The organism is Sinomicrobium endophyticum, assembly GCF_052983315.1.
Genome location: NZ_JBRKIS010000020.1, coordinates 47359 through 66843, shown reverse-complemented (window position 1 = coordinate 66843; position 19485 = coordinate 47359). Strand labels below are relative to the sequence as shown.

The 19485-nt window shown below is 45.9% G+C and carries 12 protein-coding genes; 10 read left to right on the top strand and 2 right to left on the bottom strand.

Annotation, left to right across the window (positions count from 1 at the left end; all coding sequences use genetic code 11):
• Positions 1–25: 25 nt before the first annotated feature.
• On the bottom strand, positions 26–769 hold the full coding sequence (locus ACVBDU_RS06495) for a tetratricopeptide repeat protein (RefSeq protein ID WP_447178951.1): 744 nt from the start codon (positions 767–769) through the stop codon (positions 26–28).
• Entirely contained in the window at positions 769–1353 is a 585-nt protein-coding gene (locus ACVBDU_RS06490; RefSeq protein WP_447178950.1) for an RNA polymerase sigma factor, read from the bottom strand. Before ACVBDU_RS06490 ends, ACVBDU_RS06495 begins: the two co-directional genes overlap by 1 nt.
• Positions 1354–1491: 138 nt before the next feature.
• Between ACVBDU_RS06490 and ACVBDU_RS06485 the strand changes: the two genes are divergently transcribed.
• From ACVBDU_RS06485 to ACVBDU_RS06440, 10 genes are all read left to right on the top strand, one after another.
• Positions 1492–1935, top strand: a complete 444-nt coding sequence (locus tag ACVBDU_RS06485; RefSeq protein ID WP_447178949.1) for a hypothetical protein — start codon at positions 1492–1494, stop codon at positions 1933–1935.
• Between the two features lie 71 nt (positions 1936–2006).
• On the top strand, positions 2007–2996 hold the full coding sequence (locus tag ACVBDU_RS06480; protein WP_447178948.1) for a hypothetical protein: 990 nt from the start codon (positions 2007–2009) through the stop codon (positions 2994–2996).
• Positions 2997–3191: 195 nt separating this feature from the next.
• Positions 3192–4157, top strand: coding sequence for a hypothetical protein (locus tag ACVBDU_RS06475; RefSeq protein WP_447178947.1), 966 nt, complete (start codon positions 3192–3194; stop codon positions 4155–4157).
• Between the two features lie 166 nt (positions 4158–4323).
• Positions 4324–6291 (top strand): PKD domain-containing protein, encoded by a 1968-nt coding sequence (locus ACVBDU_RS06470; protein WP_447178994.1) that lies wholly within the window; start codon positions 4324–4326, stop codon positions 6289–6291.
• Between the two features lie 49 nt (positions 6292–6340).
• On the top strand, positions 6341–8944 hold the full coding sequence (locus tag ACVBDU_RS06465) for a CHAT domain-containing protein (RefSeq protein ID WP_447178946.1): 2604 nt from the start codon (positions 6341–6343) through the stop codon (positions 8942–8944).
• Positions 8945–9149: 205 nt separating this feature from the next.
• Entirely contained in the window at positions 9150–10676 is a 1527-nt protein-coding gene (locus tag ACVBDU_RS06460) for an AraC family transcriptional regulator (RefSeq protein WP_447178945.1), read from the top strand.
• A 558-nt stretch (positions 10677–11234) separates the two neighbouring features.
• Entirely contained in the window at positions 11235–12590 is a 1356-nt protein-coding gene (locus ACVBDU_RS06455) for a sugar porter family MFS transporter (protein WP_447178944.1), read from the top strand.
• Between the two features lie 64 nt (positions 12591–12654).
• Positions 12655–14262, top strand: coding sequence for a glycoside hydrolase family 32 protein (locus ACVBDU_RS06450; RefSeq protein WP_447178943.1), 1608 nt, complete (start codon positions 12655–12657; stop codon positions 14260–14262).
• Between the two features lie 18 nt (positions 14263–14280).
• On the top strand, positions 14281–17430 hold the full coding sequence (locus ACVBDU_RS06445; protein ID WP_447178942.1) for a SusC/RagA family TonB-linked outer membrane protein: 3150 nt from the start codon (positions 14281–14283) through the stop codon (positions 17428–17430).
• A 71-nt stretch (positions 17431–17501) separates the two neighbouring features.
• Positions 17502–19223, top strand: coding sequence for a RagB/SusD family nutrient uptake outer membrane protein (locus tag ACVBDU_RS06440; RefSeq protein WP_447178941.1), 1722 nt, complete (start codon positions 17502–17504; stop codon positions 19221–19223).
• Positions 19224–19485 lie beyond the last annotated feature (262 nt).

Sequence of the window (19485 nt, the reverse complement as noted above, 5' to 3'; positions counted from 1 at the left end):
GTTATTTTTAGAATACCTTTACATTCTATTTCGGCAATTTTTTCAGAAGTTTTTGCGCTTCGCCATACCTGTCCGAATCCTCCGGGATCTTTCTCAGAATTCCGGCACTTCCCGGATAATCTTTTTGTTTGAGCTTACTCAGGGCGCCATACCACATGGCTTCGCTACGGAATACGGAACGGGAAGTCATCAATCCTGCAAATACCTCGTCTGCCTCTTTAAACCGTCCCTGTTCCACAAGGGAAACAGCGTAGTACAGAGATATTTCCGTATTGGTCCCGTCTTCTTCGAGTATATCCTCGAATAAGACAGAGGCCTTTGCATAATCTCCCGCATTAAAAGCGGTCTCTGCCTCTTTCCGCAAAGTATGATCGTCTCCCCGTACCACCAGGCTTAACTGGGGGTAATCCGCATAATCCTCATAAGCAGGTACACCTATCCTGCGGGAAAAGAAAATGCCCAGAATAACAAGTACACTCGCGGCTACGGCCATTTGCCAGGGCCTGAGCCTTCGTATCCCTTTACGGGCATCCGTATTTTTAAGGAAATAGTCTTCAGATATATCCGACACCTTCTCCCGGAAAGCAGCCGTGTCATCCGCTTTACCGAAAGTACGGTCCAGGTAAGCAGAGACTTCCTTGTAAAGCGCTAATGATTCCCTTAATTCGTCATCGTGCAGTAAACGTTCCTCCAGCTTCCGTTTTTCCTCATCGGAAAGTGCGCCGGAAAGATAGTCTTCAAATAAAATGTAATCTTGCTCTTCCATCATCAGGAGGATTTTATTTTTTCATATTCGGGAGACCGGCGGATCATTTCCGTCAGCTTTCCGATGCAAAGCGATTTTTTCTTTCTGGCATAAGCATAAGTTATTCCCAATGCTTCTGCCACTTCTTCCATAGACCTTAACCGGAATGATGTCTGCAACAATTCCTTACATACCTTTCCCAGACGGTCGAACATCAACGTAAAGAGTTTTTCCTTTTCTCCGAAAATATCTGTCTCCATAACCTGTGCTTCCGCACCTTCATCCTTATATACGTTATCCCCTTCCGTTGTTACCTCTCTCCTCGAAGTTTTTTTCAGTTCGTTGAGCCACTTTCTTTTACACAACAGGAAAAAATAGGCATCGAACGGACAGCTAAGTATCAGATCTTTATCCCTTGCCTGTTTATAAATAATAACCAGCACCTCCTGGATAATGTCTTCGGCATCACTTGCCTCTCCGCTGTTATTGCAGATATAATGTACCACTTTAGGCGCAAACCTGTCGTAAATGGATTGTATGACCAGTGCATTATTTTCCAATAAGCCATTAATATACTTCTGGTCTTCATGAGTTTTATGTTCCGCCATATTAACAGAATTACCGAACTAAAATAAAAAAGTTTTCGCAGAGGGGTAACAAAATAAAGACCTATTTGATATAAAGGTGAAACAGAGAAAGAGTCACACTCAAAAAAAGAAATTATAAAAACCCAAAAACAGTACGTTATGAAAAATTCAATTTTAATTATCGCAACCGCAGTATTTACTTTTCTGAATGTAAATGCCGCAAATAAAAAAATGACCTTGAACACTTCAACCGAAGTTACGGAAATCACAAAAGACCGTATTACCAAAGTTTATGATTGGTCTGTAAAAACGGACAAAGGCATGTATAAGGGGACTTCACCAAATCCGGAACATGCCAACAATATGATTGCAATGGTAAGCCGGGGAGAGTTTATTATAGAAAAAGAAATAGTAAGCTTTTATGTACCGGAAAACGAAGCAAAAAACAAGGAAAAGAGAAATTATTTCTGGGAAGTTGAAACAGCTACCGGATATGCAAAAGGTTATGCTTCCACCGAAGATTACGCCTATAAAATGATTGCCCTGGTCGCTTCCGGTGAAATCATTATGTCAAAAATAATTTTCAGTCAATCAAGACAATGAACTCGTTTAAACATCAAAAAGTTTCAAACACACTGTGAGGAAACAAAATATTAATCCAAAAAGAAGAAATCATGAAAAACGTAAAAACACCATTGGCTATTGTAGTACTGGCAGCACTCTTGTTTACGGGATGCTCCCTGAGTGATGATGATGGGATTACCCCCATAGAGCTGCCTTTTGAAGCACCCACGGCAGAAGCATTTAACGACCTTAGAAATGCCGCACTGGAAAACCGGTTACAAACCGCAGAATTCCAGGCAGAAGACGGTATTACATTCACTTCGGAAAACGGGGTAACCCTGAATATCTTTCCCGGATGTCTTACGCTCAACGGGGATGCGGTAACCGGTGAGGTAGAACTGGAATTCATGGAATTTTTCGAAAAAGGCAATATGCTCCCGGCAAACAAGCCTACCATGGGACTTGATGCCGAAGGAAACAAGGCACTTCTGATCTCCGGGGGAGAATTCTTTATAAATGTCACCCAAAACGGGGAAGCACTGGAATCCGGCTGCAACATGCAAATGACAATCCCGGCAGACCTGACCGGAGGGCCCGACCAGGATATGACCCTTTGGGCAGGAACCATAGACGATGACGGCAACCTGGTATGGGATGAAACAGGAGATAACGACAACGGACAGGACAACGGTGTATTTGCGGAAGGCGACCAGTATTTCGCGTTCTTCGGGGAATTCGGCTGGACCAATGTAGACCGTTTTTACAACGATCCGAGACCCAAAACCACCTTACAGGTACAGGTTCCGGAAGGTTTCACCAATGAAAATTGTGCCGTATACCTCTCTTATGACGGTGAGGGAAATGCCCTGGCCCTGTTGGACACTTTCGATGCCAACACCAATACGTTCTCCGAACACTACGGGCAGATCCCGGTGGGATTGGAAATGCACGTCATCTTTGTTACCGAAGAAGACGGCCAGTGGCGATACGCTATCCAGGGCGTTACCGTGGCCGAGAACGATATCTACACTTTTACACTCGAAGACACGACCACAGGCAGCGAAGAAGACCTGGTCGATGCCATAAACGCACTGCCGTAAAGATATTTCTGGTTTTTTAGGTTAGTTAGTGCAAAAACCCCGCCCTGTCCGATCACAGGTTGCGGGGTTTTCTCTTTATTGCAACACCCCCTGTGTCAATGACTTTCACGTTCATTGTCCGCTTATCCTTTTTATCGCATTACGGATAAAAACTTTTTTGCTACATTTGAGTTACCAGCCAAAATCACCAATATCATGAAATCCGCATCATTTCTGCACTTTTTTTCGTTGTTCCTGCTGTTATCCGGCTGTAACCGGGACACCTGTTGCGACGAGCCCCTGCAAGAAATGAACTTCGAAGCTCCGGCGCCACAGGAATTCATTAACCTGCGGGAAACCGCCCGGGAAACGCTTTCCACTAATATAATCTTTCAGGCAGAACAGGGACTGGAACATACTTCCGACAACGGTACGATGATCATCATACCCCAGGGCTGCTTTACCTCGGCAGATGGCCAACCCGTTGATGGAGATATAACCCTGGAATTTATAGAATTGTACGACCGTAATGATATGCTGGTTGTCAACAGGCCTTCCATAGGGCAGATAAACGAACAAACAAGATCGCTTCTCATAGGCGGAGGGTTCTTTTATCTTAACTTTACCCGGAACGGACAAGAGATCATCGGCAACTGTGAAATACAGCTACGCGTTCCCGTTTCCCGAACCGGGGATGCTACAGCGGATATGTCTCTTTGGGAAGGTACGGAAAATGCGAATGGCAGTTTCTCCTGGTCTCCGCTTACACAAAGTGAATTTTTTACGGAAAACAGTTATTATATAGCCTATGTTTCCGGTAACGGATGGAAAGGTATCGCCCATGCAGCAAACTACGCGGGAAGAAAAACAGGTATGCAGGTATTGGCAAGCGACGGATATAATGGTGAAAATGCTGCTGTCTACCTTGCTTATGCCGGCGAAAAACACGGACTGGCACAACTTTACTGGGATGACGAGACATCCATGTTTACAGATCCTTACCGGCAATTTTCCCCGGACCTGGACATACACCTGTTGTTTATCTCCGCAGAAGATGAACAATGGCATTATGCCGTAAAAAGCGTAACTGCAGAAGCAGACAAGATATACACCATAGCCCATAGCGAAACAAGTACGGCAACCCTTGCGGAGTTGCTCACGGTAATTACAGAACTCCCCTAACCTACTTCTGTTTTCCGAATACTGAAAAAAAAAAAATAAAAGGTAACAATTAATACATTTTCCGGATATAAAGACAAACAACCTATGGAAACAAGCTTATAAAGCCGTTCACAGAAGGGAAATACCCTTCTTTTTCATGTTTTTAATAAATGAAATAACCAACCACATGCGGATTTTTATCTCTTTATTTTTCATTACGGTCTTCCGTTGTACTTTCGCACAGGAAGCACAACCTTCCGACACCCTGCAACGCACGGCCACTTTTAATTACAACATCTCCGGCAATGCAGTGGAACTTACAGCACAACCACCGGCCCTTATACAGATTGCAGGTGCGCCGAAAGCCTATTATTCTTATTTCTGGGAATTCGGGGACGGTGACTTCAGTCGGAACAAAGAGCCGAAGCACCACTATAAAAAAGAAGGAGAATACGAAGTAAATCTATGGGTTACCAATCATTACGACAACGGAAAAACACCTGCAACCCGTCCGCAGAAAATAAAAGTGGATAAGGTTACGGAAACCTATAAAGACGAGGCTTCCATGGAAGACTACCTCATCCTGCAAAGAAACCGGGAGCCCGTCCCGGCAGAAGATATTGTAGTTGTGTTCAGCTATAAAAATCCCAAAGAGTATGTTACAAGCGGCAAATTATACCTTTTTTATAACGAGTTAAAATACAAAGCCGATAATTTCAAACTTACGGATACCCGCACCTACCACGGAGAAAAGATCCGAACGGGTGAAGATTTTGTTCACACCGGTAATACCATACAGGATGGAACCCTGCTGGCATCCGCCGAAAACAAAATCCTTTACCTGAGACAACAATGGCAGGACAGCACGGAAAAAACCAACCTTCCCCTCTCCCTGGAAGAATCCAGGGCTTATTACAAAGACTGGAGTATCCTGGAATTTGACGGAATGTCTCCCAATGAAGAGCGAAATATCTTTTTCACACTTCGTACCACTCCCGAAATGTTAAAAGACACCAGTGCCATTATAACAGTGCGGAGCATTTATGTTCCGGACGAAAATTATGACAATCACAAAGTGAAGGAAATGGAGATGGAGATCGTTACCTCCCACGATCCCAACAAAATGTCTTCCAACGCCACCATTATGAATTATCGCCTGGTGCGATTCAAGACCTTTCGGTTTAAAACAAGATTTCAGAACAACGGTGAGGGCCCTGCCCGGACCATACGCCTGGAAACGGATATTCCCGATATGTTTGACAAAAGTACACTGGAAATTGAGGACCTCTATCCCGAATGTCCCGTTTGCCCGAAAGAAGAAAACATTACATACAGTTGCATCGACACTGCCTTTACCGAAAAAAAGGCTGTTTTCACCTTCAAAAATATTTATCTCCCGGGTAGCGAACAGAAAAACGTACAGGAATACGATTCCACCAAAGGCTTTGTAAAATACCGTATAAAACTGGCTAAGGATTTTCACAAAAAGAAAACCAAAAGCCGGACAGCCATATATTTTGATAAGAATGAACCTGTTATTACCAATTATGCCACTACCCGCTTTCTCCCCGGTATCTCTGTCGGTGCCAAAGCCGGTTACATGATAAGCCCGGACCTTGACAATCATCGCGAATATTTTGCAGGTGTTACCATTTCGCCCTACAAGTCTTATCGCGGTTACCTCCAGGCCGAGCTCATGGTCTCGGCGGCGTCTTTTGACGAAGTAAAACGGTTTACGGAAGAAGTTGTCAACGATAATGGTTTTACGGACTCCTATGATATGGAATCGCTTAACGAATACCGGAACATATCGTTATATCTCGTCCCGGTATCCTACAGGTACAACCTCAACAATTACCTCGCTGTCGGCACCGGAGTACAGCTCAAAACCGACCTGAGCAGCAGGCATTGTATTACCGATACCGGAGCGTATTCGCTCCTCATCCCCTCCGAAGGTGTGGATTTTCGTGACGAAACCAAAGATTTTGTCACACAAACAGAAACCACGAGTTCGTTCACCAATTTCCAGACCGGGATTTTTGTGGGATTCAATGCAGGATTTGCCAGGATAGGCCCGAGTATCGGCGCACGGTATGTCTATAATTTCAACGCCCCTAACAGCCAGGTTCAACTCTATGCCATATGGAAGTTCTAATGCCCCGTAACGTTAGGGAGCAGTATCGTTCAACACAAAAACATCCGGCGTGAAAAAAAAATTACTTTTATTGGTTTATTTACTGGCATTCATTCCGTTACAGGCACAGCTTACGGACAGCATATACCACACTGTGGACAGGCTGGTGAAAGATCCTGCCCCGCATATTTTGGCCCGGATGGAAGAAAAAGCATCTGCTTTTGAAAAACAGGCGGTTACTCCCGGGGAACACACGGCCATGCTTATACTCCAATGTAATATGGGATACCATTATCGGAAATCGGGAAGGTTACAAAAGGCTATTTCCTGTTACGAAAGCGCCTGGAAAAATTACCAGGACCATCAACTAACCGATTATGACATTATAGAATATTGCCTGAAACCACTTGGTAACCTTTACACGATAACCGGAAACTTCACCCAGGCCGAAAATACTATCAAATCCTATTTATTTCTGGCCGAAGAACAGGGAAACCAGGCCCAGAGAATTGCCGCGGTTCTCAATCTGTCCGTAGTATACCACAATACCGGAAATTTTCGCACAGCTATCCGGTTACTGGAGGACGATCTCAAAAATACCGTTCCGGATGCAAAACAAAAAGCTTTACTACTCAACAATCTCGCTACCAATTATTTTGCTCTGGAAGAATATGAAAAAGCGGAAGCCATCCTGCAACAGGCAACACAGATAAACCCGGAAATTACTTCCCCCATGTACCGCAATATGGCCCAGCTTGCCAAAAGCCGGGATCAGGTAACATTGGCACGGCAATATCTCGATCTCGCCGAAAAAGCCATGCAAGAGCAACCGTTTCAGGCAAGGGATATTGCCCGCCTATATGTGGAAAAATCCGAGTTATTTACGGTAAATAGCGATACGGTACAGGCAAAAGAACATCTTTACACAGCCCTTGATTTCCTTCTGCCGAACCGGAATAAGGATTTGCTGCCCAACGGAGAAACACTATACCCTGAGAATACACTGATCGCTGTTTTCGACGCCCTGGCAGCATTGGAAAACGACATGGAGATCGCCCTGGACTACTATGAACTGAGTTTTTACGTCACCGGATTACTACAGAAACAAATCATATCGCAGGAAACAAAAATCGTACACAGCAACGATAACCGGATACGAAGCGAAAAATGCATTGACCTGCTCTACAATGCCTATAGAAGCACAGATAAGGATCGTTATCTCGAAAGAGCTTTTCTCTATGCGGAGCGAAGTAAAGCTTCTGCCTTAAAAGATGCCATTTCCCAAAAAACACTGGCAGAAAAATTTCCGGGGGATTCCCTGCTCCTGAAAGAAAACACCCTGTCCTCTATCCGCGAAAATACCGTGGATAAACTGGTACGTGCACAACTCACCGGGAAAGGACAGGATTCCGTCCGGGCGTATACAGAAACCTTAAACCGGCTCAACCTGGAGCTGAAATCACTCCGCCATAAGATCGATATAAAATATCCTGAAACTGCTTTTTCCGGTATATCCGTTCCCTTGTTACAGGATAAACTGAAGAATGACAAAGCCAATATGATCGTATATTTCTCCGGAAAACAACACCTGTATACCTTTGTCTTTAGCAGAAATGGTGCTGAACTACACAGAAAAGACAATACAAATGCACTCCGGGAAGAGATACGTCACTTTATTTCCTTCTTTGATGATCCCTCCCGTATAAATAATGACGTAACAGCTTATACCAGTAGTGCTTACCAGGTATACCGGTCTCTGCTTCCTTCCGGAATACTCAATACCGAGTACCTGGTTATCGTACCGGACGGATTGCTTGGTTTTATCCCTTTTGAAGCCTTATTGATCGAGCCCGTGCAAAGCGATAACTATAACCGGATGCCTTTCCTGGTAAAACGGCAAAAAATGGTATACCAAACCTCGGCAGACTTATATCTCAGGGAATACCGGTATGCCGAAAAAGAAAAACTTCTGGGTATTTTCCCTGTTTTTGAAAATACTCCCATGGAGTTGCGATATTCCGAAGAAGAAGCGGAAAGCATAAGATGTATAACCGATGCGGATGTCCTAAGTGGAAAAGATGCCACCAAAGCCAATTTCCTTAAAAAAGCCGGAGATTACGATATTATCCACCTTTCCACTCACGCCAGCGGGGGAAATTTTGTAATTCCAGCCAACATTGAATTCCGGGATGATGTAATGTTACTTCACGAATTATATGGCTTACAACTAAAGCCCGCCCTTGTAGTACTGAGCGCCTGCGAAACCGGCATCGGGAAATTACAGCACGGCGAAGGGGCTATAAGCCTCGCACGCGGTTTTCAATATGCAGGAGCTAACAGGCTGCTGTTCTCTTTGTGGCAAGTAAATGACCGGGCTACCTCCCGGATTATGACACTATTTTATCAAAACTACGAAAAATACGTCTCTGCTTCCGCGGCAAATCATCAATCCAAAATAGATTACCTGGGAGACAAAGAAGTCCCCCTGGCCCGAAAATCCCCTTATTACTGGAGCGGGTTCGTATACTATGGAAATATACAGCACGAAAAACTCCCGGCTTCTTCCCAGTTTATTGTTTCAGGTACTTTGATAGCCCTGCTTTGCACAGTGCTCTTCATCGAATTTTACCGGAGAAAAAAAAGAAAAAAACACCGATCGGCCCGGGGAAGATAAAACCGGACATGAATATAAAAATCGTGAAATCCGAAACCCGGGCCTCACAAGTGGCGTTAATTTTATAAATTGGCAGAAAATATCGGCTTCTTACTAAAAACAGCCACGAATACACGAATGATTTTCAGAAAACCAATCCCATTATTCGTGAATCAGTGGCTGAAATTTTAAAAAAAACGATAGTAATAGTCCTTTTTTCAACACAATGCCAATTTCCGGGAACCCTTATATAATCCGCTATTGTCACATTTTTGCCTGTATCCTTCTAACAGGCATTGTTTTCTCCTGTTCCGGTTTTAAGGAAAAAAAAACGGTAAAGATCGGTTTCTCCCAGGGTATGACCACCGACGACTGGAGGAAACAGATGAACAAATCCATGCAGCTGGAAGCTTCTCTGCACGACAACGTGGAGCTGACCATACTGGATGCCGATGACAATGCGGAAAAACAGGTAACAGATATCGAAGCGCTTATCCGCGACCAATCGGACATTATCATTGTTTCCCCCATACAATCCCAGCCCCTTACCGCGGTGGTGGAGCGGTCCGTAAAAGCCGGTATCCCGGTTATCGTTATAGACCGGAAGATAGAGAACGAAAGCTATACCGCATATCTCGGCGCGGACAATATAGAGGTGGGAAGGAACGCGGGCCGGTACATAGCCTCCGGGATCCCATATAAAGAAGGAAAAATAAAAATCGTTGAGATAAAAGGGCTTAAAGGATCTTCCCCGGCCCACGAGAGAAGCCTGGGATTCGGGCAAATCATAAACCGTTTTGAAAAACTGGAGATCGTTGCTGCTATAGACGGCAATTGGGAAAGCGAATCGGTAAAAGAACCCTTGCGAAATATCCTGGAAGCGCATAAAGATATCGATTATGTATTCTCCCACAACGACCGCATGGCCCTCAGTGCCTGGGAAGTGGCCAGAGAAAAAGGTGTGGAGAACAAAATAAAATTTATAGGGGTCGACGGGCTCAACACCCTCAACGGCGGTATACAACTCGTTCAGGACAAGGTATTACAAGCCACCATTTTTTATCCTACGGGTGGGAACGAAGCCATAAAACTCGCCCTTAAAGTCCTCCGGAACGAACCTGTTTCCAAGAACAACATACTTAGTACCACAGTCATAGATTCCGTAAACGCGGACATTATGAAAAACCAGTTGGACAAGATCGGCCGACAGCAGGCAAGTATTGAAAACCAGTTGCAAAAACTCTCGGAACAGGAAAAGAAATACGCCACCCAGACCAATCTCATCAAAATACTGACTTTTTTCCTGGTGCTTATTCTTTCCCTGGCCCTTTACAGTATTTATTCTACCTATGTTATCAGTAAAAAGAAAAAGCTGCTGGAACTGCAAAGTGAAAAGATCACCCTGCAACAAAACGAAATAGAAAAGATCGTCGGGCAGGAATTCCGTACCAGGCTGGACACCATCATAGAACAACATCTGGATAATCCGCAATTTACAGTAGAAGAGCTGGCCCGCAGATTAAACCTGTCCCGCGTACAACTCTACCGCAAAATAAAAGGGATGTTCGGCGTGAGTGTCAATGAATATATCAGTAGTATAAGACTTGAAAAATCCAGGGAGATGCTCCGCCAGACCTCCCTGAACATAGCCGAAATAGCCTATGCCTGCGGGTTTTCCTCTCCCAATTATTTCTCCACTTCATTTAAGAACAAGTACGGTATCACCCCGAAAGAATATAAGAACAGCCTTTAAAACCCGGGCAATTCCCGAATGTTTATAAGGAAAGAGAGCCCAAAAGCTTATATCACGATAAATAATATCTTGAGTCAGGGTGCATAAGACGATTATAATTAGTACTTGACAAAAATTGTTTTAACCATATTTTTCGGAAAATCAGTTTTACCCCAACCATTTCGACTGTCCCGATATTTATCGGGCTCAATGCAACACCTAAAGGGAGTCTGATTATACCCGAGATACTCCTGTAAAAATAGCAGACCGGATTGGTAATATCCCTTTATTACCACCTTTTTGCCCGCGGATTTACTTTCTTATCATCCGGGGCAGCGTTTTGTTGGAGAACCATACTGTTAACCCGGTGTTAAAACCATGTAACCTCAGTGTAATTTTTGTTACCTGAGTATAACTATATCGTTATCGTAAAGAATTTGCAAAAAACAAACCCATTGATTTGCAACATCTTAAAAAAATAAAGCACAAGAAAATCAAAAACGAAATGATTTGAAACATCACTAAAATAAAACACCGGTTTTTAAGAATAGTTTAGCATTCATCACAATAAATTAAAAGATGAATAAAATTATTCTTTGGTCGATTACGGCAGCATTGGCCGGTTTTTTATTCGGTTTCGATACGGTAGTTATCTCCGGCGCGGATAAGCAATTGCAATTACTGTGGAACTCTTCCGATGCTTTTCACGGTTCCGTAGTCATGGCCATGGCTTTGTGGGGTACGGTAGTCGGCGCATTGTTCGGCGGGATTCCCACGAACCGGATAGGAAGAAAAGACACCCTTATATTAATAGGTTTCCTTTATTTGATATCTTCAGTAGGATCCGCCCTGGCCTACGATCCTCATACTTTTGCATTTTTCCGTTTCATAGGCGGACTGGGTGTAGGAGCCTCCACTATTGCCGCACCCGCTTACGTATCGGAAATTGCCCCGGCCAGGAAAAGGGGCCAATTAGTGTCCCTGTACCAATTCAATATTGTACTGGGCATACTCATCGCCTTTATTTCCAATTACCTGCTCAGCGATGCCGGTGAGAATTCATGGCGCTGGATGATGGGTGTCGAAGCCTTTCCTTCGCTGATATATCTGCTCTTTGCCTTTAACCTGCCCAAAAGCCCGAGATGGCTCATTTCCAGGAAACAAACAGAACGTGCAAAAGCCATCCTGAAACTCATTGATCCCGACAGCGACCCGGACCGTTTGGTTAAAAAAATACAGGAAGGAGCGGCAACCACCAGTTCCGGCGAGACCATATTCATGAAAAAATACAGGTTTCCCCTTATCCTTGCCTTCCTTATTGCCATGTTTAACCAATTCTCCGGCATTAACGCTTTTCTTTATTACGCCCCGCGGATATTCGAAGAAGCCGGCCTTGAACAGAACACCGCCCTGCTCAGCAGTGTGGGGATAGGTGTGGTAAACCTGTTGTTCACACTGGCCGGGGTAATGCTCATAGACAAACTGGGCAGAAAGACCTTATTATTATACGGCTCATTCGGCTATATTTTTTCCCTCTCCATGGTAACCGCCTCCTTTTATTTCAACTGGGGCGGACTATCGGTTCCTCTCTCCCTCTTTGTCTTTATAGCATCGCATGCCATTGGACAAGGGGCGGTAATATGGGTGTATATATCCGAAATATTCCCCAATCACCTGCGTCCGGCCGGACAGGCATTCGGATCGTCCGTGCACTGGATACTCGCGGCAATCATCCCCTCCCTGATCCCCATGCTTTTTGCCAGTGTGGGCTCATGGCCGGTTTTTATGTTCTTTACGGTAATGATGGTCCTGCAACTCCTGTTCGTATGGTTTGTCATGCCCGAAACCAAGGGGATTTCGCTGGAGAAAATACAATCCCGGCTGAAAATTAAAGACAAAACCCCGGCGATAAACCTCAAACATTCCCGGGAATGATCGTGCATTATAAACCCTGGATACAATACTAAAATAACGCTTTAAATAATCAATCCCAGTAATTATGAAAAACACACTAAAAAACCAAGCGATGATACTGACAGCTTCCCTGTTCATTCTCATCGCCTGTGGTCAGAAAAACAGGGAAAAGGGAAAAACAGATCCCGAAGGTCCGGTTCTCAGCGAAGAAGAGATCTACAGACCTGACTTCCATTTCACGCCCAAAGAAAAGTGGATGAACGACCCTAACGGCATGTTCTATCACAACGGATATTATCACTTGTTCTTTCAGCACTATCCGGACTCTACCGTCTGGGGCCCCATGCATTGGGGACATGCGGTAAGTACGGACCTGCTGAACTGGAAAGAACTTCCGATAGCTCTCTACCCTGACGAATCGGGCTATATCTTTTCGGGAAGTGCCGTGGTAGACCATGAAAACACTTCCGGCTTCGGAGAAAACAGTGCCCCTCCCGTAATAGCCATGTACACCATTCACAACCCGGAAAAAAGGGATAACGACCAGATCGATGTAGAATCCCAGGGTATCGCCTACAGTACGGACGAAGGGATGACCTGGACGAAATACCAGGGCAACCCGGTCATTGAAAACCCGGGTATAAGGGATTTTCGCGACCCTAAAATAGTACGTGATACCATACGCAATCAATGGGTTATGGTTCTTGCCGCCCAGGACCGGGCTAAATTTTACCGTTCCGAAAACCTGAAAGACTGGGAATTCCTTTCGGATTTCGGAGTGGAAACGGGCGCTCACGGTGGCGTTTGGGAATGCCCGGACTTTTTCCCGATGATTGCAGAAGATACGGGCGAAACCAAATGGGTATTGCTTCAAAGCCTGAACCCCGGAGGACCCAATGGCGGTTCGGCTACCCAGTATTTTATAGGTGATTTTGACGGTACTGCTTTTGTTTTAGACCCCGGATTTGAAACGGAATTAAATAAAAGAAAAGCCTTTTGGATCGACTACGGCAAAGACAACTATGCCGGGGTCACCTGGTCCGGCATTCCGGATAGTGACGGCAGGAAACTCTTTATCGGGTGGATGTCCAACTGGGAGTATGCCCAGCAGGTCCCCACCACCGCCTGGCGAAGCGCTATGACTGTTCCCAGGGAACTCCTTCTGGCTAAAAACGGTACTTCCTATCAACTCTCGTCAAAACCGGTAAAGGAATTAAAAGACTTCCGTTCGAAAGCATTCCGAAAACAGGATATTCCCCTGGATGCTCCCTTCGTGTATAACAAAAAGGATGGCCCAGGACTCAGCAGCACAGAAATCCACCTGAGCCTGGAAAAACTCGGTAAGCAGACCTTTACATTCCAACTGTACAACACCGTCGGAGATACGCTTTCCTTTGGTCTCGACAATGCAAAAAAGGAGTTCTTTATCGACCGGAAGCAGGCCGGACAAACGGATTTTTCCGAAAAGTTCGCCGGAAAAACAGCTGTTGCTCCCAGGTTTTCCGGTTCGGATACGCTGGATGTACATATTGTACTGGACAAAACTTCCATCGAGATATTTTACGATAACGGTAGCGTGGTCATGACAGAAATATTTTTCCCGAAAGCCCCTTTTGACACTTTTGGCCTTACTGCAGCAGATTCAGAAGCTATCCTAAAAGAGGTAGCTATTCATCAATTAAGATTCAATTAACCAGAAAAACCAAAACATATGAAACGATTATTGTTCTGCCTTCTGCTTCTGGCACAGGGCTACCTGTATGCACAGGAAACCGGAGTAAGCGGTACGGTGACCTCGTCGGAAGACGGGTTTCCCCTGCCAGGGGCCTCTATCCTGGTAAAGGGAACTACCAAAGGTACCGTGACCGATTTTGATGGCAATTACAGTCTCGCCGATATCCCCGCCGATGCCATACTGGTATTCAGCTACGTGGGATTTGTGACAAAGGAGGTTCCTTTAGGCGGAAAAACACAGATCAACATTGCCCTGGATACAGATTCGCAGCAACTGGATGAAGTGGTCATTGTAGGATATACCAGGGAACGAAAAGTGGAAATGACAGGTGCTATTTCCGTAGTAGACATGGCCCCTCTGGAAGGACAAAGCATGAGCTCCGGAAGTACGATGCAGGCCCTCCAGGGCCGTGTTCCCGGGCTATTCGTAGAGAAATCGGGAGACCCTACGGGGGCAAGCAGCCGTATCCTTATCCGGGGAGTGAGCACGCTGGGGGACAATAATCCCCTTTACGTTATAGACGGGGTGCCTACCATTCGTCCGGAAGTCTTTGCCAGTATCAATCCGAGTACCATAGAATCCGTTCAGGTACTCAAGGATGCTTCGGCTTCTTCCATATATGGAGCAAGAGCAGCCAATGGTGTTATCGTTGTCAGCACCAAAAACCGCGCAAAGGGAGAAGGTGAAAAATTCAGTGTCAGCATAAACTCCAACATCTCGGTACTTTCCGAAAAGAAACAACGCTACGACATGCTGAACGCACAACAGAGAGGTGAAGCATTATGGCGGGCTTCGGTAAACGACGGGGCCGATCCTAACAATGCTTACGGGGAAATCTACGATTTTAACTGGAACGGCGACTTTAATAGTCCGGTGCTGAACAGCGTATCCGTACAGCCCTACGTAGGCGGAAATACCAATGTTCCCGCAGGAGATACGGACTGGCAGAAAGAGACCTACGAAACCGGGTATGTATACAATAATGATGTGAGTATTTCCGGGGGGACCGACAAATCCTTCATGCTGCTCAACCTGGGGTACCTGAAGAATACGGGAATCCTGAAATACACGGGTTACGAACGTTATTCGGCCAAGTTTAACGGAAACGTAAAACTATTTAATGACAAGGTACGGGTAGGAGTGAATACCCAGCTTTTTACTTCGACCGAAACCCTCGCCTCTCCCGATGTGGGAAGCGCTCCCACTCCCGGGCTGGCCATTACGATGGCACCGACTATCCCCGTCTTTACGGCTACGGGAGAATATGCAGGGCCCATCGGGTCCGGATACTCCGACAGGAACAATCCCGTGTATATGCAATACATCAACCGATGGGACAATACCGAAAGGACCACTCTTTTCGGAAATATATTTGCCGAAGCCGATATCTTCGACAACCTGACCTTCCGTACCTCTGTGGGAATAGATCACAACCGCTTTCACCGGAAAGATATAGAAACCACCGTACAGAATGGTTTTATAACCAGGAGTGTCAACAAACTGACCCATGATACCAACGACTATACCAGTTTTACCTTTACCAACACCCTGAACTATGAGTTGGAACTTGGTAATCACAGGATCGGGGTCTTGCTCGGTACCGAAGCGATAAGGACGGATTTTAATTCCATCATATCCTCCGGCCAGGGCTTTGCCATAGAAACCGAAGATTATTTTACCCTTGGCGCTGCTTCGGGGAACCGTACCACAGACGGTACCACAACAGGAAGCCGTTTATGGTCGCAGTTCGGTAAACTTAGTTATGCCTTTGCCGATAAATACCTGGCTTCCTTTACCCTTAGGCGGGACGGTTCTTCACGTTTCGGGGAAGATAGCCGTTACGGGTATTTCCCGGCAGCAACCGCAGGATGGCGTATCAATCGAGAAGACTTTCTGAAGGAGAGCAACATCATATCCGATCTCAAAATACGTGCAGGTTATGGTGAGGTTGGTAACCAATCTATAGGCGATGTGGCTCGCTTCGGGTTATACGAAGCACGGTACGGCCCCAATCAGAATGTATATGTGCCGGATTTCTTCAATATTTATTACAATGTAGGAACGGCCTATGACCTCAACGGTAATAATACCGGGAACCTGCCTTCCGGGTTCGTTTCCATACAGGCGGCCAACAGCGGACTGAGATGGGAAGAGACCAGCGAAGTAAATATCGGGCTGGATTTCGGGCTGTTCCAAAACAAGATAGCCGGTTCTTTCGATTATTTTGTGAGAAATACGGAAGGTATCCTAATACAGCCTCCTGTCGCCTCGGTACTGGGCGAAGGCCGGCAACGCTTTCTCAACGGGGCTTCTACCCGTACCAAGGGATGGGAGTTGTCCGTAGCCTATTCCGACACCTATGAAAACGGGCTGTATTTTGCCGTATCCACCAACTTCGGAGCCTTCAGGGACAAAATAACCGAACTCCCCGAAGAAGTAAGGACCGCTTACCCAGGAACTGCGGAAAACTCCATCATCGGGCATTCCCAGTTCTCTATTTACGGGTATAAAACGGACGGGCTGTTCCAAAGCCGGGAAGAAGTAGAGGCACACGCCACCCAGGTAGGCGCCAGACCGGGCGGAATCAAATTCATGGACCTCAACGAAGATGGTATTATCAATGCGGACGACCGCGACTTCCTGGGTACTACTCTCCCCGATCTGGAATATGGTATCCGTATCGATCTCGGGTATAAGAACTTTGATCTATCGGTATTTGGTTCCGGAGTCACCGGGCGTATTGGGCTTGATCCCTATATTTTCTGGAACAATTTTGTACAGGGACGGGAAAATGCCGGACTGGGTGTCCTCAATGCCTGGACCCCCGAAAATACCAATACGGATATCCCTTCCCTCTCCCTGGTAAATAATGACACACAGGACTCCGATTATTTGTATCGCAACAATTCCTATTTTAAACTCAGGAATGCCCAGCTGGGATATAATCTGCCGAAGGAACTCATCGCAAAATGGGGAGGGATGACCAATCTCCGGTTTTATGTACAGGGAGAAAACCTGTTCTGGCTAACCCCGAAAAACTTCGTGGGGGCCGACCCGGAAAGAACTAATGTCAATACCATTCCCGTTCCTACCACTTTTTCACTTGGAGTCAATATCGGGTTTTAAAATGGGATAATGTGCCAATAGATAATTGGATGATATACCGATGACTTTAAACTTGTAATAAAAATAAACACATGAAAGCAATTCACACCATATACTATACTTTCCTTGCCGGGGCATTCTTATTGATGTCCTGCAGCAAGGATTTCCTGGAATACGATCCTAAAGGGCAGGTTCCCGAAGAGGATATTGCCACTGTTGAAAATGCCGAAAGCCTGGTGACCACGGCTTATGCCGGTATTGCTAACGATGAAATGATAGGCCCCCTCACCCATTTGTGGGTGTACGGAAGTGTGCGTTCGGACGATGCCTATAAAGGTGGAGGCGGAAGGGGCGATGTCGCTGTAGTAGACCACTACGAGCAGTATAACCTTACCCAGGCCGATGATGGCGACCAGATGATACCGCGTACCTGGACCAATTTTTACAAAGCTATTTCCCGGGCCAATTTTGCACTGTCGGTAATCGGGGAACTTTCCGAAGAAGAATTCCCACTAAAAACCACCCGGATGGCAGAACTTCGCTTTCTAAGAGGGCATTCCCACTTTATGCTGAAACTGCTTTTCAAAAAGATCCCTTATGTTACGGAAGGCCTCAGTGATGAGGAGATACTACAGATCTCCAATGATGTGGACAATGACGAACTCTGGAACAAGATCGCTGAGGATTTTCTCTTTGCTTTGGAAAACCTTCCCGAAACCCGCGAACAGCCCGGACGTGCGGATAAAAATGCCGCGGCCGCTTATCTGGCCAAACTAAGATTATACCAGGCTTACGAACAGGATGAAAATCACCAGGTTGTAAATATCAATACCTCGCGACTGGAAGAAGTTATTACTTATGCAGACGAAGTGTCCGGCAGCCTGGAACCGGATTTTGCGAATAATTTTCTTGACGGCCATGACAACGGTACCGAATCGATATGGGCCGCACAGTTTTCAGTCAATGACGGTACGGAAGTAGGCCGGGCAAGCTATGTAACCGGGCTGAACTCACCGCACGGTACTTCACTGTACGGTTGCTGCGGTTTTCACCTGCCAAGTCAGAACATGGTCAATGCTTTTAAAACCGATGAGGATGGGCTGCCCCTAACCGACGGTTTCAATACTTCGGATATGATCGATCCCGCAGATTTTACAAGTGTCGACCCCCGGCTCGACCATACCATAGGCGTACCCGGGCGTCCTTTTAAATACCGGAATACGGTAAGTGAAGAGGGCGATATGATTTACCGCGCAAGCTGGGCCAGGGACCCCGGCGTGTACGGTTTTTTCGGAAATATGAAAGAGCAACAGGCCCCGGACTGCTCCTGTTTTGTAAAAGAAGGTCCCTTTATAGGTACCTCCAAAAATGTGGACTTTATACGCTATGCCGATGTATTGCTTTTTAAGGCCGAGGCCCTGATACAACTGGGCAGGTACAATGAGGCACTGCCTATCATCAATGAGGTACGGCAGAGAGCTGCAGCAAGTACGGTCCGCCCGCTGGAAGCCGGGGCAAGCGATATATACAATATAGAACCGTATCCCTCTTTTTCTTCCAAAGAAGAAGCTCTGAAAGCACTGAAATTCGAGAGAAGACTGGAATTTGCCATGGAAGGGCACCGGTTCTTCGACCTGGTACGGTGGGGTGAAGCTGCCGAAGTATTAAATGCTTACCTGGATGAAGAAAAAACCAAACGGGACTTCCTGGCCAATGCCCGTTTCACCGCGGGAAGAGACGAATATTACCCGATCCCGCAACGGGAGATCGATTTTACCGGGGGTGGATTGTACAAACAAAATCCGGGGTATTAATACAACTGTCACATCGGGCGCAGTCGGGATGTCTTTCACGACCGGAACCTCTCGGCTGCGCTACCGAAGACGTTTTTTTGTAAAAAATTGAATTTCAAACACATAAACAACTGTCAGGTCGAGCGTAGTCGAGACCTCTTTGAGAGACCATTCGAACTAAAACCCCCTCGACTACGCTCGGGCCGACAGATACGTCATTATTAATTTATACGGTTGCTAAAACGTTAGTTCTCGGAATGACTATTAAAACAGGGAGATCGAA

Bases quoted from the DNA above. Each gene is read 5' to 3' on its own strand.
- ACVBDU_RS06455 (WP_447178944.1), top strand. From the start codon at position 11,235: ATGAATAAAATTATTCTTTGGTCGATTACGGCAGCATTGGCCGGTTTT.
- ACVBDU_RS06490 (WP_447178950.1), bottom strand. From the start codon at position 1,353: ATGGCGGAACATAAAACTCATGAAGACCAGAAGTATATTAATGGCTTA.
- ACVBDU_RS06445 (WP_447178942.1), top strand. From the start codon at position 14,281: ATGAAACGATTATTGTTCTGCCTTCTGCTTCTGGCACAGGGCTACCTG.
- ACVBDU_RS06460 (WP_447178945.1), top strand. From the start codon at position 9,150: ATGCCAATTTCCGGGAACCCTTATATAATCCGCTATTGTCACATTTTT.
- ACVBDU_RS06440 (WP_447178941.1), top strand. From the start codon at position 17,502: ATGAAAGCAATTCACACCATATACTATACTTTCCTTGCCGGGGCATTC.
- ACVBDU_RS06480 (WP_447178948.1), top strand. From the start codon at position 2,007: ATGAAAAACGTAAAAACACCATTGGCTATTGTAGTACTGGCAGCACTC.
- ACVBDU_RS06450 (WP_447178943.1), top strand. From the start codon at position 12,655: ATGAAAAACACACTAAAAAACCAAGCGATGATACTGACAGCTTCCCTG.
- ACVBDU_RS06495 (WP_447178951.1), bottom strand. From the start codon at position 769: ATGATGGAAGAGCAAGATTACATTTTATTTGAAGACTATCTTTCCGGC.
- ACVBDU_RS06470 (WP_447178994.1), top strand. From the start codon at position 4,324: ATGCGGATTTTTATCTCTTTATTTTTCATTACGGTCTTCCGTTGTACT.
- ACVBDU_RS06475 (WP_447178947.1), top strand. From the start codon at position 3,192: ATGAAATCCGCATCATTTCTGCACTTTTTTTCGTTGTTCCTGCTGTTA.
- ACVBDU_RS06485 (WP_447178949.1), top strand. From the start codon at position 1,492: ATGAAAAATTCAATTTTAATTATCGCAACCGCAGTATTTACTTTTCTG.